The sequence below is a fragment of the Mesorhizobium sp. WSM4822 genome, from assembly GCF_055811155.1.
The window spans coordinates 933,195-952,494 of sequence record NZ_JBVVQM010000001.1; the positions used below are offsets into that span (position 1 = coordinate 933,195).

A 19,300-nucleotide genomic window follows, 5' to 3' on the forward strand; every position below is an offset into this window, starting at 1 on the left:
ATGTCTCCTGCCTTCGGAAGCGCCGTCGTCATTACTTCGCCGGCATGGTGCCGATGACACCGTCGACGAAATAGTCCATCGACCAGAGCGCCGCATCGTCGACTTTCCCGCCGGCGTCGACAACGATGGTGCCGTCTTGCTTTTTCAGAGGGCCCTGGAACGGATCAAGCTTGCCGGTGATGATCTCCCGCTTTGCTGCCTCGACCTTTGCCTTGGTCTCCTCGGAAACCGAGGGGCCAAAAGGAGCGAGATCGACCACGCCGGTTTCAAGGCCTTCGAAGGCGCCGTATTCCTCGGGTTTCCAGTTGCCGTCGATGATCTCCTTGATCGTCGGCACAAGATATTTCTCCCAGCGGAAGATGACCGAGGTCTGGATCGTTCGCGGCGCGGCATGCGACATGTCGAGCTGAAAGCCTATCGAAGGAACGCCTGCCTTTTCGGCGGCGTCGAGCGCCGAGGTCGCGCTCAGATTCGTGGCGAGCACGTCGGCCTTCTGGTCGAGAATGGCCTGGGCGATCTGCCCTTCCTTCACCGGGTCCCACCAGGAGTTGGCGAAGACCGCGACCGTTTCGATCGTAGGATCGACCGAATGGGCCCCGAGTGCAAAACTGTTGATATCCCAGTTCACCACGCCGACCGGAAAGCCGGCGAGGATGCCGATCTTCTTCGTCTTCGTCGCCTGTCCTGCCGCGATGCCTGCAAGGTACCAACCCTGGTAAGTGCGGGCATAGAAGCTTTCCATGTTGGCCCCATTCTCCGTGCCCGAAGCACTGAGAAACGCCACATTCGGATAGGCTTTGGCCGCTTCGGCCATTGGGGCGCTGTAGCCATAGGTGGTGCCGATTATGATGTTGAAGCCGCGCTTGACGTAGAGATCGATCGCCGCGCGCAGCTTCGTGGCCTCTTCCGGTATGTTCTCCGTCACCGAGACAGGCACCTGTAGCTGTTCCTCCACGGCCTTGCGGCCGGCCTCGAGGGCTTCGTTCCATCCGCCGTCTTGCGCTGAACTTGCATAGATGAACGCGACCTTGGGCGACCCTTCCAGAGTAAAGGCATATGCGCCGGACGCAGCACAGGATGCGAAAACCGTGGCCGCCGCCGCGAACAGGCGAACTGAGCCGGACGGCTTCGTGTTGCGCTCTTTCATTTCGTGGTTCCCCTTGTTTTCTTTGTTTTTCTCAGCCGGAAGCATGCCGCGCCCATGCAGCTTCCCTGCACGGTGACGATTGCCGCCGGAGCGTCTTTTTTGATTTGGCAAAAGCGAATTGGCTCTTGTGCAGTGCATAACAGCCGATTACGTTCGTTCATGCAACAAAAATAATCATGCTCATTTTTTGGGCATTTTGCACAGGAATGTGAACGATCAAATGAACACCGATGCTCTGGCATCATTTGTAAAAATCGCGGAACTGCGGTCATTGTCCGCCGCGGCGAAGTTGTACGGCCTGCCCAAATCCACGCTCAGTCTTCGGCTCAAGCAGCTTGAAGACGATCTGAAGGTCGCTCTGTTCGAGCGCTCCGGCCGTGTCCTGTTGCTCACGGAGGCAGGGCAAACCCTGCTCGGGCACGCGCGGCAGATACTGCAAAGCTGCGATACGGCGCGGGCCGCCGTGACGGAACTGAGCGACGACGTGACCGGAACCTTGCGGATCGGCGCCACGGGGGAGTTCGGCACGGCCTACTACACGCAGATGCTCATGGCGTTCAGAAAGCTCTACCCCAAGGTGGAAATCGAACTCACCTTCTTTTCGCCGCACGTTCTCTACGCGCCGGAGAGCCTCGATATGCTCGACGCCGTGATTTCATGGGACGAAGGTATCGAAGGCGGCGAAACGCTCTCCACCGCAAAATTCGCACTCTTTGCCAGCAAGAGTTATGTCGAGCGTGCCGGGATGCCACGAAAACCCGCCGATTTGGCGGAACACCAGGGCATTGTCTATCGCACCTCGGCGGGCCTGCAGCACTGGCGGCTACAGAAAGGTACCGCGCAGGAAAGTATCTTGCCGCGCAGCAACCTGATCGCCAACGAATACTGGACTATCAAGTACTTCGCCGTTGCGGGCGAGGGCATTGCCTATCTACCGCACTTCTTCACCACGATCGAGTGTGAACGCGGCCACCTCATTCCGTTGCTCGACACATGGGAGTCCGCGGAAAAGCGGGTCAGCATCCGCATATCGCGCCCGCACGCTCCGTCGCGTAAGATGACCGCGTTCATGGATGTCTGCGGCCGCTACTTCTCGCCCGGCTTCGTTTTCACGGGGCCGCGCTACTACGTCGAAACAATTTTCGATGCAAGCCAGCAAGAAAAGGGAACAGAAAAATGAAGGTCCTTGAAACCGGCAACGGCGCGCGTGCAATGAAAGGGGGAGGACTCGACCCGCAGCGTGTCAGCTTCGACAAGATCCCGATCATTGATCTCGAGCCCATGTTCACAGGCGACGAGGCGGCCAAGCGAAAGCTCGCCCAGGAACTGCGCGAGGCCTGCACGGAAGTCGGCTTCCTCTATATCAAGAACCATCACGTTCCGAAGGATGTCATCGATGCCACGTTTGAGGTGGCGGAGGTGTATTTCGCCGAATCCGACGACGTGAAGATGGAGAATCACGTTTCCAATTCAAAGAATAATCGCGGTTATGCGGCAATATTGGAGGAGAATACGGATCCGACCGCGCGCGGAGACCTGCACGAATCCTATGATATTGCGCTGGATGTGCCAGCCGACGATCCGGACGTGAAGGCCGGCAAAGTACTCTACGGTCCCAACCAGTGGCCAGCGGGCAGGCCGGAATTCCGAACGGCATTGGAAGCCTACCATGCCGAGATGCTGACGCTGAGTGGCCACCTGCTCCATGCCTTTGCTCTGGCTCTGGGGTTGGAGGAGACATATTTTGACCTGCTGGTCGGCAAGCCGCTCGCAACTTTGCGGGTGCTCCACTACCCACCGCAGTTTGGCGAGATCGATGACCGACAGATCGGCATTGGGGCGCATTCGGACTATGAGTGCTTCACGATCCTGGCCCAGAAGGATGGTATTTCAGCCTTGCAGGTACTGAATGCAACAGGCGAGTGGATTGCGGCCGATCCCGTCCCCGGCTGCTTCGTCGTCAATGTGGGAGATCAGATGGCGCGTTGGACCAATGACCTTTTCGCCTCGACCGTCCACCGCGCGGTGAACCGTTCCGGCAAAGAACGCTATTCGATCCCGTTCTTCTTCGGTCCAAACTATGATGCCGTGATCGAGGTGCTTCCCAGTTGCATTGATGAGGATCATCCTGCGAAGTACCCTCCGATCACGTCGGGCGAATACGTCAATGGCCGCTTCAAGGCGACATTTGCGCACTATGCCGCGCAAAGCGAGGCCGGCGCCGAAACCGCGGCTTAAGCGGATAATCCCGTCATGCGCGGCCGCTCCTGTGGCCGCGCATCGCATACCCGCCGCCCGTTGACCGAGATCAATATGATAGCGCCCTCGATGGGTAGCGTCGGGTTAACTGGTTAGCCATGGAGTCACCAGAAGAACCCATTTCGGTTTGACGGTGGATGTGGCTAATTTTTCGGCTTTGAGGGCTTCGTGGAGCGCGGTCTTGCCGATTTGGGCTTTGAGCAGCAACGGAGCAGAAAACCTGCATAAGGAAGTCACGGCTCGTCGTCCGGGTCAGCGGTTTTCGGATCGCGTGGCGGGCCTCGGTTTCGGCTATGGCCGCGGCAAGGCACAGCCAGTCGGCGATGCTGAGGGGGGTAATGTTTTCAGGGGGCATTTTGCCGGTGCCAAAATGGATGTCGCTCATGGTCTTACCCCTTGATGGTTGCGCGAGTGCTGAAGGTGAAAGTGTGGAGGGAGCACCACCGCCCGAAGCTGCGGCCTGGCCTCCCCACAAGGGGACCCTCAAGGGGGAGATGGGCCACCGCCCTTAAATCAGCTTCTCCAGCGTGATCGGCAAATCCCGCACGCGTTTTCCCGTCGCATGGAACACCGCGTTGGCAATCGCCGGCGCCACGCCGACAATGGCCAGTTCGCCAACGCCCTTGCCGCCGAGCACCGAGGAATGCAGGTCGGGGATGCCGACCGAGATCACCTCGATGTCGGGGATGTCGGCATTGGTCGGCACGAGGTAATCGGCGAGGTTGTCATTGACGATGCGGCCGTGGCGGCGGTCGACGATGCCTTCTTCCAGCAGTGCCTGGCCGATGCCCATGATGATGCCGCCCTTCCATTGGCTTTCGGCAAGTTTCGGGTTGTAGAGCCGCCCCGAATCCAGCGCCGACACCACACGCGATACACGCACCGTGCCGAAATCCTCGTCGACGCGCACCTCGATGAAATGCGCGCACCAGGAGTGGCGGGAATAGTCGCCCTCGGTGTGCGGCAATGCCATGGCGATGGTGGTGTAGTTCTTGTAGCGCTCCTCTGGCGTCGAGTTTTCCGGCATGGTGTCGCCGGTGGCTTCGATGTGGTCGCGGCCGACGCTTTTGAGCAGTTCGGCGATCGAGACATCGGGGCCGTCGCCGCGCGGCGAAGCGATGCGGCCATTGGCGACGACCAGCGTGTTGGCCTGCAGCGCGTGGAAAGGCGACCGCGGATCGCTGATGGCAAGGCCCACCAACTGGTCGAGCGCTGAGCTCGCGGCCTTGTATACGGCGCCGGTCATGACGCCGGCCAGCCGCGAGCCGCCGGTGACGCCGGCACGCGGAAAGCGGGAGTCTCCGAGCTTCACCACCACGTCGTCAGCTGGCACGCCGACCGTTTCGGCGGCGGTCTGCGCCAGAATGGTGTAGGTGCCCTGGCCCATGTCGATCGACGAGCTTTCGACCTCGACCGAGCCGTCGGCCAGGATACGCACGATCGCCTCGCCATAGGCGCGCCGAACCGGATAGGTGCCGGCCGCGACGCCCCAGCCGATCAACTGGGTGCCGTCGCGCATCGAGCGCGGTTCGGGCGAGCGCCTGGCCCAGCCGAAGCGCTCCGCACCTGCGGCAAAAGCCTCGCGCAACTGCCGGGTAGACCAAGCCTTTTTGGCATGCGGATCCTGCTCGGCATAGTTCCGGAGCCGGATTTCCAGCGGATCGATGCCGACCTCGTAAGCGAGCTCGTCGATGGCGCTTTCGATGCCGAAGGCCGAGGGGTTTTCGCCCGGTGCGCGCATGGCGCCCGGCACCACCGAATTGACCCGCACGACATTCTGCTTCGAGGAGAAATTCGGCGTCGCATACATGATCGAGGTGACCGATCCCAGCGGCTCGACCCACATGCCATCGGTGGAGGTCTCATTGACGCCGCGATGCACGATCGACTGGATCTTTCCGTCAGCGTCGGCGCCGATCGTCACCGTCTGCCGCGTCGCGGCGCGACCACCGTAACCGGTGAAGGTCTGGGGCCGCGTCATCACCAGCCGCACCGGCCGGCCGAGCATTCTGGCCGCACATGCGGCCACCGCGCCATGGCTGAGCGCCAGTGCCTTGGAGCCGAAGCCGCCGCCAATATAGGGCGAGACCAGCCGCACGTTCTCGAACGGCACGCCGAACCATTCGGCATAGGTGCGCGCCATCCCATCCAGCCATTGGCTCGGCTCCCACACGGTGAGCTTGTCGCCCTCCCAGCGGGCGATCAGGCCATGCGGCTCCATCGGCGCCTGGTATTCGCGCGGCGTGTTGTAGGCGGCGCAGATGCGGACCGGTGCCGAGGCGAACGCACCTTGCGCATCGCCCCATTCCTTGGTCATGGCGTCGATCGGGATGCCGTCGCCGGCCTTGCCGTCGCTGAGGTCGACGATGGAAGGCGTCTCGTCATAGCTGACCTTGACCAGGGCCGCCGCCGCGACCGCCTGTTCGAAGGTCTCGGCGACCACGGCAGCGACATGTTGACCCGAGAAGGTGATGTCGCGCGCGAGCGGGCAATAGGGCTTGTCGGGCGGCGGTGTGCCGAACCAGTCCGCCGCGGTCTTCAGGCTGATGATGGTGTCCGGCGTCAGCACCTGCAGCACGCCGGGAGCGGCCTCGGCTGCCTTGGTGTCGATCGCGCGCACCTTGCCGGATGCAATCGTGCTCCCGACCAGCACGGCGTAAGCGAGGCCTTCGAGCTGCTGCTCGATGGCGTATTTCGCCGCGCCGGTGATTTTGGCCGGGCCGTCGACGCGCGACAGCCGGCCGCCGACGGCTTCGGCAAAAGCGCCGTCGGACGCTCCATGCCTGATGTTGTGAACGGTCATGCCGTCTCTCCCAATTTGAGGATGGCGCGGGCGACGACGCGCGGCGCCAGTTCGATCTTGTAGTGGTTGGCGCCGTGATCAACGGCGCCTTCGACTGCGAGCAGGCTGGCGGCGCGGACTGCGTCCGGCTCCAGCGCGTTGCCTATCAAGGCTGCCTCAACGGCTCGCGCCCGCCACGGCTTGGTCGCGATGCCGCCAAGCGCCACCCGCAAATCGCGGATCGTTCGGCCGTCGGGTTCGAACTCTATGCCGACAGCGGCACTTGCCGCCGCGAATTCATAGGACTGCCGGTCGCGGATTTTCAGGTAGGTCGAACGCCGGGCAGAGGACGAGCCGGGGATCTCGATGGCGGTGATCATCTCGCCCGGTTCGATCGCATGTTCTCTATCCGGCGTGGTGCCGGGCAGCAGGAAAAAATCGTCGACCGGGATCTGACGCTCGCCGAGATGGACTGTTGCGTCGAAGGCGACCAGCGCCACGGCGAGGTCGCCTGGATACATGGCGATGCAGGCGTCGCTGGCGCCGAGCACGGCGTGGCCCCTGGTGACGCCGCCTATGGCCGAACAGCCACTGCCGGGTTCCCGCTTGTTGCAAGCGGAGAAATTCCCGGGATCACGGAAATAGGGGCAGCGCGTGCGCTGCATCAGATTGCCGCCGATGGTCGCCATGTTGCGGATCTGCGCGGAAGCCGCCTGCCACAGGGCTTCCGACACCGCAGGAAAGCGGCTCTTGATGTCGGCATGGTCGGCGACATGGCTCATCCTGGCCAGCGCGCCGATGGTGGCGCCGCGTTCGTTCACCTCGATGCTGTCCAACCCCTTGAGATGAGCGATGTCGACCAGCGTCTCGGGCTCGGCGACGCCGCATTTGGCGAGATCGACCAGCGTGGTGCCGCCGGCCAAGAGCATGGCGCCGGGCAGGGCGGCCGCTTGGCGTGCCGCATCGACCGAGTTGGCGCGCACATACGAAAAATCCCTCATGATGCGACCTCCAAGGCGGCTTGGCGAATGGCGGCGACGATGTGCGGATAGGCGCCGCAGCGGCAGAGATTGCCGGCCATGTATTCGCGGATCTCGCCGTCGGAGCCGGCATGGCCCTCACGGATGCAGGCGACCGCCGACATGATCTGGCCCGGCGTGCAATAGCCGCACTGGAAGGCGTCCTGTTCGAGGAAGGCAGCCTGCACGGGATGCATTTCGCCCTCCCGTGCAAGCCCCTCTATGGTGGTGATGGTGCGGCCTTCGGCTTGTGCGGCCAGCGTCAGGCAGGCCAGCACGCGCTCGCCGTCGACATGCACGGTGCAGGCGCCGCACTGGCCGTGGTCGCAGCCCTTCTTGGTTCCGGTCAGGCCGAGCCGGTCGCGCAGGGCGTCGAGCAGCGTCACACGCGGCTCGATGTCGAGCCCGTGAAGGTCGCCGTTGATGTCGAGATGGACCGGGATCGTTGTTTTCGTCATGGGCATCTGGCTCCAGTTGCTTGACGCGAAGTCGTTGATCTGATGTTGGGCCGGCGAGGAGCTAGCGCCCGCTGTCCGGCCCTTCGCTGTCGCTCCGGACCGTTCGGGCGTTCGGCCCTTTAAAAAGGTCCACTGGACCTTTTGATCCGCCCGAAGGCGGACCGGGCCTTCACCGTTCGTCGTTCGGGAAGCCAAGCAATTGGCTTCCCGTCCGCTATGCGGACCACTCCTCACCCCAGCAGATCCTCGATGCGGATCGGAAAGCGCCGAGGCCGCACCCCGGTCGCATGCCAGACCGCATTGGCGACGGCGCCGGCCGTGCCGGTGATGCCGATTTCGCCGACGCCCTTGATGCCGAGCGCGTTGACGTGAGGGTCGTCCTCGTGGACCAGCAGCGCCTCGACCGACGGAACGTCGGCATTCACCGGGACATGATACTCGGCGAGGTTGGCATTCTGGATCCGGCCAGAGCGCCGGTCGGTGATGGCTTCCTCATGCAGCGCGAACGAGACGCCCCAGATCATGCCGCCATAATACTGGCTGCGCACCAGCCTGGGATTGATGATCCGCCCGGCGGCGAACGCGCCGACCAGCCTTGTGACACGGATCTGGCCGAAATCCGGATCGACCTTCACCTCGGCGAACACGGCGCCGTGCGCGTGCTTGGCATAGGCCTCCTGGGATGCCGGGTCCGCAGCGCCCTTGCCATGGCCCTCGATCTCGGTGAGGCCCGCGCGCGTGAGGATCTCGGCATAGCTTTCACCGCGGCTTTCATCGTCGCGCCGATAGAGGCGGCCACCGCGCGCCAGCACGCCTTCATTGCCGGCGCCGTAGAGCGGTGAGTGCTCGTCACTGGTGGCGAGATCGGCGAGCCTGGCGATGACGGCGGCACCCGCATTGTGGATCGCCATGCCGGCCGTCGCCGTGTGGCCGGAGCCGCCGGCAATGCCTGCATTGGGCAGATCGGAACTGCCGGCCCTGAAATCGACCTGGTCGATATCCAGTCCCAGTCCGTCGGCGGCGATCTGGGCGAAGGCGGTCCAGGCGCCTTGCCCCATGTCCTGCGCGCCGGTCTCCATCAGGCCGCTGCCATCGCTTCTCAGCACGGCGCGGGCCTCGGCCTGGAACATCAGGGCCGGAAACGTCGCCGTGCCCATGCCCCAGCCGGTCAGGAAACCGTCCGCGTCGCGCATCAGCCGCGGCTGAAGCGGGCGGCTTGCCCAGCCGAACGTCTCGGCCGCTTGCCTGTAGCATTCGCGCAGCGCCTTGGAGGAAAACGGCTTGCCGGTCATGGGCTCGACCTCGGCATAGTTCCGCAGCCGGAATTCCAGCGGGTCCATGCCACAGGCGTGAGCCGCCTCGTCGATGGCGCTTTCGAGTGCGATCGAGCCGGTCGCTTCGCCAGGCGCCCGCATGAACAGCGGCGTACCGGTGTCCAACCGCACCGCATCGTGCGAGGTGGCGATGGCCGGGCTGGCATAGAGCGTGTGCGAGGCGTCCGCGGCCGGTTCGAAGAAATCGTCGAACGTGCTCGACGCAGTCTTGGCATGATGGTCGAGTGACGTCAGCCGCCCTTCGCCGTCCATGCCCATGCGCAGCGTCTGGCGCGTCGGCGCACGGTGGCCGACCGGGCCGTACATCTGCTCACGCCGCAGCACCAGCTTGACCGGACGGCGGACGAGGCGCGCCGCCAGGATGCCGAGCACCTGCGGCCCGGAGATCATGCCTTTCGAGCCAAAGCCGCCACCCAGGAACGGGCTGCGGATGTGGATGTTTTCCGGCGCGATGCCGAACAGGCCGGCGATGCGGCCCTGTGCCATGGCAAGGCCCTGGCTCGGCGTGTCGATCGACAGTGTGTCGCCATTCCAGGCGACGACGATCGCATGCGGCTCCATGGCGTTGTGGTACTGGGCCGGCGTCTCGTAGGTGGCTTCGATCCGTGTCTTTGCCGATTTGAGGCCGGCCTCGACATCGCCCTTGTGCTGCACGGCCGGACCGCCGACGCCGACACCACGCGGCACGAAGCTTTCAGCGCCGTCCAGGCCAACGCGCGCCGGCAGCACTTCATAGCGCGGCGACAGCAAAGCCGCCCCCTCGGTTGCCGCCTCCAGCGTCTCGGCGATTACCACGGCGATGCTCTGGTTGGGGTAGCGGACCTGATCGTTCTGCAGCAGGTCGAGCCGGAACATGAAGGGGTGGTCCTTGGCGTCCGGGTCAGCGGCGAGCGCCGGCCGGTTCTTGGGCGTCATCACCTCGACCACGCCCTGGTGCGCCTTGGCCGCCTCGATATCCAGAGCGGCAACGCGGCCGCGCGCGATGCTGCTGACCGCCAGCACGGCGTAGAGCATGCCGGGCGGGTGGTTGTCGGCGGCATAGCGCGCGGCTCCGGTGACTTTCAGAAAGCCGTCGCGGCGGGTCAGCGGCTGGCCGATGCTGGAGCCCTGCCGGGCATGGGCGGGTTGCTGGTTGAGGCTGAGTTCAAGCGTCATGGCGCGCTCCGGGAATGTTCGAGAACGGGGAGGCAGGAAGGGCTGGCAGACGCTCGGGCGTTCCCGAAAGCGCTGATACCAGCGCCCTGACCACGATGCGGCGGGCAAGCTCGATCTTGAAGGCATTGTCGCCGGAGGGGCTGGCATCGGCCAAGGCAGCGTCCGCGGCGCTCGCGAAGGTCGCCTCGCCGGCGTCCGCGCCAAGCAGGACGGCTTCCGCCGTTCGGGCCCGCCACGGCTTGGCCGCGACGCCGCCCAGTGCCAGCCTTGCGGCGCGGATCTTGCCGCCATCGACGACGAGCGCTGCCGCGGCCGATACGACGGCAAAAGCATAAGAGGTGCGTTCGCGGACTTTCAGGTAACGGGCATTGGCGGAGAAGGAGGCCGCCTCCGCCGGCAGGCGCACCGCCACGATCAGGTCGCCGGGCTCCAGCGCATTCTCCCGCTGCGGCGTTTCGCCGGGAAGCCGGTGGAATTCCTCCAGTGTCACATGGCGCCGACCCCCCTTGCCCTCGATCTCGACCACGGCGTCGAGCGCCACCAGCGGCACGCAGAAGTCCGACGGGTGGGTGGCGATGCAGGCATCGCTCCAGCCGAGCACGGCGTGCAGGCGGTTCTCGCCTTCCAGCGCGTCGCAGCCGGTGCCTGGCTCGCGCCTGTTGCAGGCGCTGGCGGTGTCGTAGAAATAGCTGCAGCGCGTGCGCTGCAACAGATTGCCGCCGACGGTGGCGGCGTTGCGAAGCTGCGCCGAAGCACCCGACAGCAGCGCCTCGGCCACCGCCGGATAGGATTTCGCGAACGCCGGATCATGGGCAAGGTCGGCATTGCGGACCAGCGCGCCGATGCGCAGGCCACCATCGTCCAGACGTTCGATGCGGTTGAGCTCCGGCAGCCGGGAAATGTCGACGATACGCTCGGGATTGGTGATGCCGCCTTTCATCAGGTCGAGCAGATTGGTGCCGCCGGCGAGATAGGCCGAACCCGGCTCGGCTGCCGCGGCGATGGCGTCGAGGATGGTGGCGGGCCTGATGTAATCGAAATCTCTCATGCCGCGGTCCTCCGGTCGGCTTTGACAAGCTGTTGCTGGGCTTCCAGGACGGCCTCGACGATGCCGCCATAGGCCGCGCAGCGGCATATGTTGCCGCTCAGCCCCTCACGGATGCGTTCGGGATCGTCGCCGGCCTGTGCCTCGGCGATCAGGCCGAGCGTGCTCATGATCTGGCCGGGTGTGCAGAACCCGCACTGGAAGCCGTCATGGGCGATGAAGGCGGTCTGCACAGGATGCAGTTCCTCGCCGTGGGCGACGCCTTCGATGGTCAAGACTTGGGCGCCGTCATGGCTGACCGCCAGCGCCAGGCATGAGTTGATGCGCTTGCCGTCGACCAGCACCGTGCAGGCGCCGCACTGGCCGCGGTCGCAGCCCTTCTTGGTGCCGGTGAGATCGAGCCGCTCGCGCAGCAGGTCGAGCAGGGTTACGCGTGGATCGACCTCCAGTTCGTGTCGGTGGCCGTTGATGGTGAGGGTGATGGGAAGGCGGGTCATGGGCGTCTGGCTCCAGTTGCTTGACGCGGATGGGATTGAACTGGTGTCTTGCCGAAGAAGGGCAAGTGCAGGGACGGCTAGGTCTGAAGGGCGAAGACAGTGGCGACAGCCAATCTCCCCACTTGAGGGGGAGATGCCCGGCAGGGCAGAGGGGGGCGCGAAGGATCGCTAACTTTGCGACTTCTGCCCCCTCCAGGTGGAAACCTGTCCGAGGAAGCAATTACGATCAGTTGATGGGTCGGCGGGACAGCGCCCCCCTCTGGCCTGCCGGCCATCTCCCCCTCAAGGGGGGAGATTACGCTCTCCAGCGTTTTCGACGCCCAGTGGGCAGGGGAGATGTCGGCTTGCGTGTTCGAAAGACGTGACATACCGGTTCCCCTGATTATATGATAAAGGTGCTCCACTAAAACGGAGGCGCCTCCGTTTATTACGTGGTGGCTGACCCGGCCGGGTTCAAGCCCCCTGACACGATGTGGAGAAAAAATTGGCCAGCGAGCCGTCCGCCATTGCTGTACAGAAGGCCGAGGCCGTAGACGCAAAGCCGCTGCGCGCCGATGCGCGGCGCAACCGCGACCGGCTGGTCGAGGTGGCGGTGTCCGTCTTTGCCGAGCGCGGAATCGATGGCTCGCTGGAGGAGATCGCGCGCCGCTCCGGCGTCGGCATCGGCACGCTCTACCGGCATTTCCCGACGCGCGAGCATCTGGTCGAGGTGGTCTATCGTCGTGAGGTGGAGGCGCTGTGCGCGGCCGCCGGCGAGCTTGCCCAAAAACATCCGTCCGATGTCGCGCTGGAACAGTGGATGCAGCGCTTCGTCGACTACATCGCCACCAAGCGCGGCCTGGCGACCAGCCTGCGCATCGTGCTCACCACCAATTCGACGCTGTTTTCCGACACGTTCGGCCGGGTGTCGCAAGCCTTGCGGCAGCTGGTCGAGGCGGCGGTGGCCGACGGCACCATCCGCGGCGACGTCGACGCTTCCGACGTGCTGCACGCCTTGGGCGGCATCTATTCAGCGCCCGACACCCCCGAATGGCGCGACCGCTCGCGCCGGCTGGTCAAGCTGTTGATGGACGGGTTGCGGTTCGGGGCTGCAAAGGCACAATGAGGCGACGAGATTCCGCCCGTGCAAAACCACACCTGCCGATTTGAGGGGACCCGATGTATGTAGGCCGTTCCTACAAAATAGTGGATTTCGCGCTGTGGTCGCGGCGCAGCGTCATCTACATGGTGGTGGTGAGCGGACTGGCCGTGGCCGCCTACCGTCTTCCAGGCATCGCCGGGTTTTCGGTGCCATGGTCGGTGGTGCTGGTGCTTGGCACCACCGTGTCACTCGTTGCCGGGTTCAAGAATTCGCAGGTGTTCACCCGCAGCAGCGACGCGCTGCAGGCTTTTACGCAAATTACGGCCAGCAGCCGGTTGTGGTCCAATTTCTGCAGGGATTTCCTCGACGCGCCGACGGCCAGACAGCTCATCTATCGCCACATCGCCTGGATGACGGCATTGCGTTTTTCCCTGCGCCGGCCGATGCCATGGGAATCCATGGCGCGGGCCGCCAATATCGAATACCGGCGGCGCTACCGTATCCATGAGGATGCGAGCTCGATCGCTGATGAGCTGCATCCGCTGCTCGCCGAACAGGCCGAGGACGTCCTGAAATCGCCCCAGCCGGCGATAGCCCTGCTCGAACTGCAATCTGTCCAGGTCAATGCGCTGTTCAAGGATGCAAAAATCCCTCCGCAGATCTATGGCGAGCTGACCAAGCTGATCCGCGACTTCCATGACCAGCAGGCGCGCTGCGATCGCATCAAGAACAATCCCTATCCCCGGCAATACGCCATCGTCAGTTCGATGTTCGTGATGATCTTCTGCACGCTGTTGCCGTTCGGGGTCGTTCCCGTCTTTGCCGATATGGGCAAACTGGGCGGCGCGCTCGGGTCGATCGCAATCTGGCTGACGATCCCGTTCAGCACGCTGCTCGGCTGGGCTTACATGTCCCTCGACCAGGTCGGCGAAAGCAGCGCCAACCCGTTCGAAGGCAACGCCAACGACGTCCCGATCTCGCAGATCTGCCGCGACATCGAGATCGAGTTGCGCAGCGGGCTCGGCGAGGCCGGCCTTCCCAAGCCCCTGATGCCGGTCAACGACATCGCGACCTAGGCAGGATCACGACGAAGGCGCGGGCCCGACGGTCCCCTTCATCGTGCTGCTGGCGGAGGCCGCTCAAACGTCGAGGCAGACCTTGCCGAAATGCTTTTGGGTTTCGTAATGCGCGAAGGCGGTGGCGATGTCCTGCAGCGGAAAGTGGCGGTCAATGACGGGCTTCAGCCTGATAGTCTCTATCGCGCGGATCATATCCTCCTGGTCGGCCCGGCTGCCGATGGAAATGCCGCTGATGCGGATCTGGTTGGAAAACAGGGCGGGGATAGAGACTTCCGCCGCAAAGCCGGTCAGCACACCGACCAGGGCGATGTGACCGCCCGTGCGGCAGGCGGTAATCGACTGCGCCAGCGTGGCGGGTCCGCCGACCTCGATCACGTGATCGACGCCGCGCCCGCCCGTCAGGTCCCTGGCCTTGCGACCCCAGTCCGGGACGGACCTGTAGTTGATGACGGCGTCGGCTCCGAGGCGCGTGAGCCTTTCCAGCTTCTGCTCGTCGGATGAGGTGGCGATGACCCGGGCGCCGGCGGCTTTGGCGAATTGCAGCGCGAACAGCGATACACTGCCCGAACCGAGGACCAGCACCGCGTCGCCCGGCTTCACCTTGCCGCACACAACCAGGCCGCGCCAGGCGGTAACGCCGGTGCAGGTGAGCGACGCCGCCTCGACATGCGTATAGCCTGCCGGTGCCTTGGTGAAAGCGTGCGCCGGCATGCACACATACTCGCTGGCGAAGCCGTCGAAACTGTCTCCCGGAATATCGCGCCGGGTGCAGGGCGTCATGTCACCGCCCAGCCACCAGGGATAGAAGACGCTGACGACTCTGTCTCCGGGCTTGAGTGCATCGACACCGTCGCCGAGGGCAATCACTTCGCCGGCGCCGTCGGAGAGCGGAACGCGGCCGTCGGCGAGAGGCATCTTGCCTTGCACGGCAAAGTCGTCGCGCATGTTCAACGCGCAGGCCCGGATCCTGACCAGAACCTCGCCCGGCCCTGGCTGGGGCGGATCTTCCTCGACCAGGTCGAGATTGCCCAAGCCGCCCGGCGCTCTCAGCCTGACCAGTCTCATTGTCTTCTCCGATGTGTGGGGTGTCTGGAATTGGAATGGCGCGCTGCGCCTAGCGGGCCTGCCGGCCTGAGATCACCCGCAGCCAGGGCGCCAGATGAAAGGCGCTCATCAGCAGATACATCGCGGCCATGCCCGTGAGGGGCGAGGCGTCGATGCCCATGCACTGCATGGCCGCATCGCCGCTGAAGATGCAGGTGAGCAGCGCCATCACGGCGAAAGTCGGTGCCGCGGCAAGGCAAAGCCAGTCGGCCAGCCCGAGGGTTGCGGCTTCCGGGATCGTGCTGCCGGCACCGGTATGGATATCGCTCATCGCCTTAATCCTTGATGATCATGCCAGCCACGACAGGTTCCTCTCTCCACGGAGTGGGGAGAGGAACCCAGACTGAACAACCGTTACTGCTCGCCCTTGTCGCGGAATGCAGCCTCGCCGGCAGCAGACACTTCTTCCCATTTCTTGTCGGCCCCGGCGTCGTAATTGTCGTGCCAGTTCCACCAGGAATAGAGCGGGGTCTGCGGATAGCCTTCGGGCGAGTCTTCCCAGATTTCCTGGCGGCCGAGCGGCGTCGCGTCGAGATAGCTCCAGACGGTGCCCATCGCCTCGTCGCCGCGGCTGTTGATGAGATAGGTGCGGAAGATGCGGTCGCCGTCACGGATGAAGACGTTGTGGCCGTGCCATTCGTCGACCCCGAAGTCCTTGTCGAAACTGTCAGTGATTGTGTACCAGGGCATCTGCCAGCCCATCCGCTGCTTCAGCCGCGCAATGTCGGCTTGCGGGGCACGCGAAGCGTAGGCAAGCGTGGTGTTGCGGGCGTTGAGATGGGCGAGGTGGCCGACCTGGTCGGCGCCCAGCGAACAGCCGCGGCAGGCATGATCGGGCCAGCCATGCACGCCGGGCTCGAAAAAGGCGCGGTAGACGATCAGCTGGCGGCGGCCTTCGAACAGATCGAGCAGGCTCGCTCTGCCATTCGGCCCCTCGAACACATAGGCCTTGTCGACTTTCATCCACGGCATGCGCCGGCGCTCGGCGGCCAATGCGTCCTTGGCCCGCAGCGTTGCCTTTTCCTTCACCAGCATCTGTTCGCGGGCAGCTTCCCAGTCCTGCCTCGAAACGATCGGCGGGGTCTTCATTGCGATGTGCTTGGTCATTGGCTGTTTCCTTTGCCAGTCTGTTGTCGCTTGCTGTCAGCCAGAATAGGGCGGTGAAGCGCGAGGGTGGGAGTTACAAGTGTGACGGGATTTGCAGGAGCCGGCCCGTCGCAGCAGGGGTGGCGCACCCTCACGGTGCCTTCGGCCGCGTCATGGAGAGGAGTGTCGGTTGGCATTGTCGGTTCTCCCTTGGCGTGCCGCGCGTTGCCGATAGAGTTGGCCGATGCGGCTTGCCGGTTGATGGTACGGATTTAAGTTAGGGCGGCGACGCACAAGGGTGGGAGTTACAAGTGTGACGGGATTTGAATGGATTCGCTGATCACCGCCGCGGCGCTGGCGCTGGCCGGAGGCGATCCGCTCGGCGCGCTGGATCGCGTCGCCCTGCGCGAGGACCCTCCGGCGCTGGCGCTGCGCGGCATCGCCATGGCGCAGCTCGGTGATCTCGATCGCGCCAAGGCGCTGCTGCGGCGGGCCGCGCGTGGCTTCGGCCCGAAAGAAGCGGTAGCGCGTGCTAGATGCGTTGTTGCCGAGGCCGAGATCGCGCTGGTCTCACGCGATCTCGGCTGGCCGGCCAAGGCTTTGGATGCGGCGCGGGCGACGCTGGAAAAGCATGGCGACCGGCTGAACGCAGCGCATGCCGGCCACCTCAAGGTGCGCCGCCTGCTATTGATCGGCCGTCTCGACGAGGCCGAAGACGTGCTGGGCGGGCTCGATCCGATGCCGCTTCCGCCGGCCTCGCGCGCCGCCCACGAGCTGGCCGTCGCCGGCATCGCGATGCGGCGCCTCAAGACGAAGCCGGCGCGCAGGGCGTTGGAGTGGGCACGCCACGCCGCCCGCCAGGCCGGCATTGCGGGGCTCATCGCTGAAGTCGATCGCGCATTCCTGGCGCTGGACACACCGGCGGCGCGGCTGATCGCGGCTGGCGAGCAGCGCTCGTTGCTGCTTGAGGACGTCGAGGCGTTGCAAGCGTCGCCGGCATTGCTGGTCGATAGCTTTCGCTATGTCGTGCGCCAACAGGAGAAAACGGTCTCGCTGGCAACGCGCCCGGTGCTGTTTGCGCTGGCCCGTACGCTCGCCGAAGCGTGGCCAGGCGATGTGTCGAGGGCGAGGCTGATCGCGCAAGCCTTCGGCGGCAGGCACGCCGATGAATCGCACCGGGCACGGCTGCGGGTCGAGATCGGCCGGCTGCGCACCGAATTGCGCGGCCTGGCCGACATCGGCGCGACCAGCCAGGGCTTCGCGCTGGCGCCGCGCCAGGCACGCGAGGTGCTGGTGCTGGCGCGGCCGATCGAGGAGCGGCACGCGGCGGTGCTGGCTTTCCTTGCCGATGGTGAATCCTGGGCGAGTTCGGCGTTGGCGCTGGCGCTTGGCACCGGCCAACGCAGTGTGCAACGGGCGCTCGAGCAGCTTGGCGAGGCCGGCAAGGTGCAGTTTTTCGGTCACGGCCGGGCGCGCCGCTGGATGACGCCGCCGGTGGCGGGATTCACGACCACCTTGTTACTCCCGGCCCCGCTGCCGAACGGTTAGGAAGTGACATCGGATCATCTCAACGAGGACAAGGACATGAAACAGTCAACGGCCGAAATCCTGCGCGAATACGGACCCTTTGCCGATGTGGAGAGGGTGCATGGGGTGAGTTTTGACGGCAACAATGTCTGGTTCGCCTCGGGCGAGAAGCTGAACGCCTTCGACCCGGAAAACGGCCAAGCGCTGCGCTCGATCGACGTCGCGGCGCATGCCGGCACCGCCTGGGACGGCCAGCACTTCTTCCAGCTTGCCGACGACCTGATACAGAAGATCGACCCTGATACCGGCCAGGTGCTGGCGACCATTCCGGCGCCGGGCGGCGGCGGCGATTCCGGGCTGACCTGGGCCGAAGGGACGCTCTGGGTGGGGCAATATCGCGAACGCAAGATCCACCAGATCGACCCGGAGACAGGGGCGATCCTGCGCACCATCGAATCCAACCGTTTCGTCACCGGGGTGACATGGGTCGAGGGCGAGCTGTGGCACGCCACCTGGGAAGGCGACCAGAGCGACCTGCGCCGCGTCGACCCGCGATCAGGCAAGGTTCTCGAGAAGCTCGACATGCCGGCCGGCATGGGCGTGTCGGGGCTGGAATCCGATGGCGGCGACCGCCTCTATTGCGGCAGCACATCCGCCGGGGTGGTGAGGGCGGTGCGCCGGCCGCGGTGAGGATGCGGCCGACGCCGAAAGTCACACTTGCAGGCGCACTTCACACGGCAATTTGTCCGCTGTCGGCTGGTCGTCGCATCCTGTCGGACCTAGATAGGCTGTGCACCGGGCAGACCGCCCGGACCCGATTTGCAAAGGATCCCCCCATGCCTGAACAGCCCATCATGCCTGAACAGATTGCATTGAACGACGGCTCCGCCATTCCCCAGCTCGGCCTTGGCGTGTGGCAGGTCGACCAGGATATTACCGCCGAGGTGGTGGGTTGGGGCATCGAGGCCGGCTATCGTCTGATCGACACCGCCGAAGGCTACCAGAACGAGGAAGGGGTCGGAGAGGCGATCCGCAGCGCCGGCGTGTCGCGGGCTGAGCTGTTCATCACCTCGAAACTGCGCAACGGCGCACACCAGCGCGATGCGGCGCTACGCGCCTTCGATGACACCATGGCCAAGCTCGGCATTGAGCAGATCGACCTGTTCCTGATCCACTGGCCTGTGCCCAGCCAGGACAAATATGTCGAGGCCTGGAAGACGCTGGTCGAACTCCTGCAGGCCGGCCGCATCAAGTCGATCGGCGTTTCGAACTTCAACCAGGACCATCTGGAGCGGATCATCGCGGAAACCGGCGTGACGCCCGTCGTCAACCAGATCGAGTTGCATCCCCAGTTCCAGCAGCGCGGTGTCAGGGACTTTCACGCCAAGCACGACATCCGTATCGAAAGCTGGAGCCCGTTGGGCAGCGGCCGGCTGCTCGGCGATCCGACCATTTCAGGCATCGCCAAAAAACATGGCAAGTCCGTCGCCCAGGCGATCATCCGCTGGCATCTCCAAGAGGGGCTGATCGTCATTCCAAAGTCGATCCGCAGGGATCGCATCGCCGCCAATTTCGATGTCTTCGATTTTGAACTGGATGCCCAGGACCTGCAGACGATCCGCGGCATGGATTCGCCCGAAGGCCGCAACGGGCCCAACCCCGCCACGGCCGCGTTCCTGTTCTGAGGACTGCCGACCGCGAAGCTGCCAATCTCCCGCACGAGGGGG

The 19,300-nt window shown here is 64.5% G+C and carries 18 protein-coding genes; 7 read left to right on the top strand and 11 right to left on the bottom strand.

Going from position 1 to position 19,300, the window contains the following annotated elements; all coding sequences use genetic code 11:
• Positions 1-31: 31 nt before the first annotated feature.
• The gene (locus tag AC0L3E_RS04635; RefSeq protein ID WP_164898614.1) at positions 32-1,147 is read right to left on the bottom strand and encodes a BMP family ABC transporter substrate-binding protein; all 1,116 of its coding nucleotides are present in this window, start codon (positions 1,145-1,147) and stop codon (positions 32-34) included.
• Between the two features lie 220 nt (positions 1,148-1,367).
• Here AC0L3E_RS04635 and AC0L3E_RS04640 point away from each other — a divergent pair, with 220 nt between their 5' ends.
• A complete protein-coding gene (locus AC0L3E_RS04640) occupies positions 1,368-2,327 on the top strand; it encodes a LysR family transcriptional regulator (protein ID WP_127268795.1) in 960 nt (319 codons plus the stop codon).
• The gene (locus tag AC0L3E_RS04645) at positions 2,324-3,385 is read left to right on the top strand and encodes an isopenicillin N synthase family dioxygenase (RefSeq protein WP_164898615.1); all 1,062 of its coding nucleotides are present in this window, start codon (positions 2,324-2,326) and stop codon (positions 3,383-3,385) included. The genes AC0L3E_RS04640 and AC0L3E_RS04645 overlap by 4 nt, the downstream gene beginning before the upstream one ends.
• A gap of 70 nt (positions 3,386-3,455) precedes the next feature.
• On the opposite strand, the gene AC0L3E_RS04650 is transcribed toward AC0L3E_RS04645, so the two are convergent.
• From AC0L3E_RS04650 to AC0L3E_RS04680, 7 genes are all read right to left on the bottom strand, one after another.
• Positions 3,456-3,791, bottom strand: coding sequence for a hypothetical protein (locus AC0L3E_RS04650; protein WP_128308259.1), 336 nt, complete (start codon positions 3,789-3,791; stop codon positions 3,456-3,458).
• Positions 3,792-3,914: 123 nt separating this feature from the next.
• Entirely contained in the window at positions 3,915-6,209 is a 2,295-nt protein-coding gene (locus tag AC0L3E_RS04655) for a xanthine dehydrogenase family protein molybdopterin-binding subunit (RefSeq protein ID WP_473604336.1), read from the bottom strand.
• Complete coding sequence (locus AC0L3E_RS04660; protein ID WP_128308261.1) at positions 6,206-7,189, bottom strand: FAD binding domain-containing protein; 984 nt, start codon at positions 7,187-7,189, stop codon at positions 6,206-6,208. The genes AC0L3E_RS04655 and AC0L3E_RS04660 overlap by 4 nt, the downstream gene beginning before the upstream one ends.
• Positions 7,186-7,665 (bottom strand): (2Fe-2S)-binding protein, encoded by a 480-nt coding sequence (locus tag AC0L3E_RS04665; protein ID WP_128308262.1) that lies wholly within the window; start codon positions 7,663-7,665, stop codon positions 7,186-7,188. Before AC0L3E_RS04665 ends, AC0L3E_RS04660 begins: the two co-directional genes overlap by 4 nt.
• Positions 7,666-7,895: 230 nt before the next feature.
• Positions 7,896-10,154 (bottom strand): xanthine dehydrogenase family protein molybdopterin-binding subunit, encoded by a 2,259-nt coding sequence (locus tag AC0L3E_RS04670; RefSeq protein ID WP_473604337.1) that lies wholly within the window; start codon positions 10,152-10,154, stop codon positions 7,896-7,898.
• Complete coding sequence (locus tag AC0L3E_RS04675) at positions 10,144-11,202, bottom strand: FAD binding domain-containing protein (RefSeq protein ID WP_473604338.1); 1,059 nt, start codon at positions 11,200-11,202, stop codon at positions 10,144-10,146. Before AC0L3E_RS04675 ends, AC0L3E_RS04670 begins: the two co-directional genes overlap by 11 nt.
• On the bottom strand, positions 11,199-11,696 hold the full coding sequence (locus tag AC0L3E_RS04680) for a (2Fe-2S)-binding protein (protein ID WP_473604339.1): 498 nt from the start codon (positions 11,694-11,696) through the stop codon (positions 11,199-11,201). The genes AC0L3E_RS04675 and AC0L3E_RS04680 overlap by 4 nt, the downstream gene beginning before the upstream one ends.
• A gap of 484 nt (positions 11,697-12,180) precedes the next feature.
• On the opposite strand from AC0L3E_RS04680, the gene AC0L3E_RS04685 reads away from it, so the two are divergent.
• Positions 12,181-12,801, top strand: coding sequence for a TetR/AcrR family transcriptional regulator (locus AC0L3E_RS04685; protein ID WP_473604340.1), 621 nt, complete (start codon positions 12,181-12,183; stop codon positions 12,799-12,801).
• Positions 12,802-12,854: 53 nt separating this feature from the next.
• The gene (locus AC0L3E_RS04690; RefSeq protein ID WP_473604341.1) at positions 12,855-13,853 is read left to right on the top strand and encodes a bestrophin family protein; all 999 of its coding nucleotides are present in this window, start codon (positions 12,855-12,857) and stop codon (positions 13,851-13,853) included.
• Between the two features lie 63 nt (positions 13,854-13,916).
• Here the strand turns inward: AC0L3E_RS04690 and AC0L3E_RS04695 are convergent, their stop codons facing one another.
• From AC0L3E_RS04695 to AC0L3E_RS04705, 3 genes are all read right to left on the bottom strand, one after another.
• The gene (locus AC0L3E_RS04695; RefSeq protein WP_473604342.1) at positions 13,917-14,921 is read right to left on the bottom strand and encodes a zinc-dependent alcohol dehydrogenase family protein; all 1,005 of its coding nucleotides are present in this window, start codon (positions 14,919-14,921) and stop codon (positions 13,917-13,919) included.
• Between the two features lie 49 nt (positions 14,922-14,970).
• Positions 14,971-15,231, bottom strand: coding sequence for a hypothetical protein (locus AC0L3E_RS04700; RefSeq protein WP_127267446.1), 261 nt, complete (start codon positions 15,229-15,231; stop codon positions 14,971-14,973).
• Positions 15,232-15,314: 83 nt separating this feature from the next.
• On the bottom strand, positions 15,315-16,067 hold the full coding sequence (locus tag AC0L3E_RS04705) for a DUF899 domain-containing protein (RefSeq protein ID WP_473604343.1): 753 nt from the start codon (positions 16,065-16,067) through the stop codon (positions 15,315-15,317).
• A gap of 306 nt (positions 16,068-16,373) precedes the next feature.
• On the opposite strand from AC0L3E_RS04705, the gene AC0L3E_RS04710 reads away from it, so the two are divergent.
• From AC0L3E_RS04710 to AC0L3E_RS04720, 3 genes are all read left to right on the top strand, one after another.
• A complete protein-coding gene (locus AC0L3E_RS04710; RefSeq protein ID WP_473604344.1) occupies positions 16,374-17,594 on the top strand; it encodes a helix-turn-helix domain-containing protein in 1,221 nt (406 codons plus the stop codon).
• Positions 17,595-17,630: 36 nt separating this feature from the next.
• Positions 17,631-18,263 carry a Vgb family protein gene (locus AC0L3E_RS04715; protein ID WP_256746852.1) on the top strand — a complete coding sequence of 211 codons (633 nt, stop codon included), beginning with the start codon at positions 17,631-17,633 and terminating at the stop codon, positions 18,261-18,263.
• Between the two features lie 146 nt (positions 18,264-18,409).
• A complete protein-coding gene (locus tag AC0L3E_RS04720; protein ID WP_473604345.1) occupies positions 18,410-19,258 on the top strand; it encodes an aldo/keto reductase in 849 nt (282 codons plus the stop codon).
• Positions 19,259-19,300 lie beyond the last annotated feature (42 nt).

Coding starts and splice junctions, on each gene's coding strand:
- AC0L3E_RS04665 (WP_128308262.1), bottom strand. CDS start 7,665: ATGACGAAAACAACGATCCCGGTCCATCTCGACATCAACGGCGACCTT.
- AC0L3E_RS04690 (WP_473604341.1), top strand. CDS start 12,855: ATGTATGTAGGCCGTTCCTACAAAATAGTGGATTTCGCGCTGTGGTCG.
- AC0L3E_RS04675 (WP_473604338.1), bottom strand. CDS start 11,202: ATGAGAGATTTCGATTACATCAGGCCCGCCACCATCCTCGACGCCATC.
- AC0L3E_RS04655 (WP_473604336.1), bottom strand. CDS start 6,209: ATGACCGTTCACAACATCAGGCATGGAGCGTCCGACGGCGCTTTTGCC.
- AC0L3E_RS04710 (WP_473604344.1), top strand. CDS start 16,374: ATGGATTCGCTGATCACCGCCGCGGCGCTGGCGCTGGCCGGAGGCGAT.
- AC0L3E_RS04645 (WP_164898615.1), top strand. CDS start 2,324: ATGAAGGTCCTTGAAACCGGCAACGGCGCGCGTGCAATGAAAGGGGGA.
- AC0L3E_RS04700 (WP_127267446.1), bottom strand. CDS start 15,231: ATGAGCGATATCCATACCGGTGCCGGCAGCACGATCCCGGAAGCCGCA.
- AC0L3E_RS04695 (WP_473604342.1), bottom strand. CDS start 14,921: ATGAGACTGGTCAGGCTGAGAGCGCCGGGCGGCTTGGGCAATCTCGAC.
- AC0L3E_RS04640 (WP_127268795.1), top strand. CDS start 1,368: ATGAACACCGATGCTCTGGCATCATTTGTAAAAATCGCGGAACTGCGG.
- AC0L3E_RS04650 (WP_128308259.1), bottom strand. CDS start 3,791: ATGAGCGACATCCATTTTGGCACCGGCAAAATGCCCCCTGAAAACATT.
- AC0L3E_RS04635 (WP_164898614.1), bottom strand. CDS start 1,147: ATGAAAGAGCGCAACACGAAGCCGTCCGGCTCAGTTCGCCTGTTCGCG.
- AC0L3E_RS04715 (WP_256746852.1), top strand. CDS start 17,631: ATGAAACAGTCAACGGCCGAAATCCTGCGCGAATACGGACCCTTTGCC.
- AC0L3E_RS04720 (WP_473604345.1), top strand. CDS start 18,410: ATGCCTGAACAGCCCATCATGCCTGAACAGATTGCATTGAACGACGGC.
- AC0L3E_RS04705 (WP_473604343.1), bottom strand. CDS start 16,067: ATGACCAAGCACATCGCAATGAAGACCCCGCCGATCGTTTCGAGGCAG.
- AC0L3E_RS04660 (WP_128308261.1), bottom strand. CDS start 7,189: ATGAGGGATTTTTCGTATGTGCGCGCCAACTCGGTCGATGCGGCACGC.
- AC0L3E_RS04680 (WP_473604339.1), bottom strand. CDS start 11,696: ATGACCCGCCTTCCCATCACCCTCACCATCAACGGCCACCGACACGAA.
- AC0L3E_RS04670 (WP_473604337.1), bottom strand. CDS start 10,154: ATGACGCTTGAACTCAGCCTCAACCAGCAACCCGCCCATGCCCGGCAG.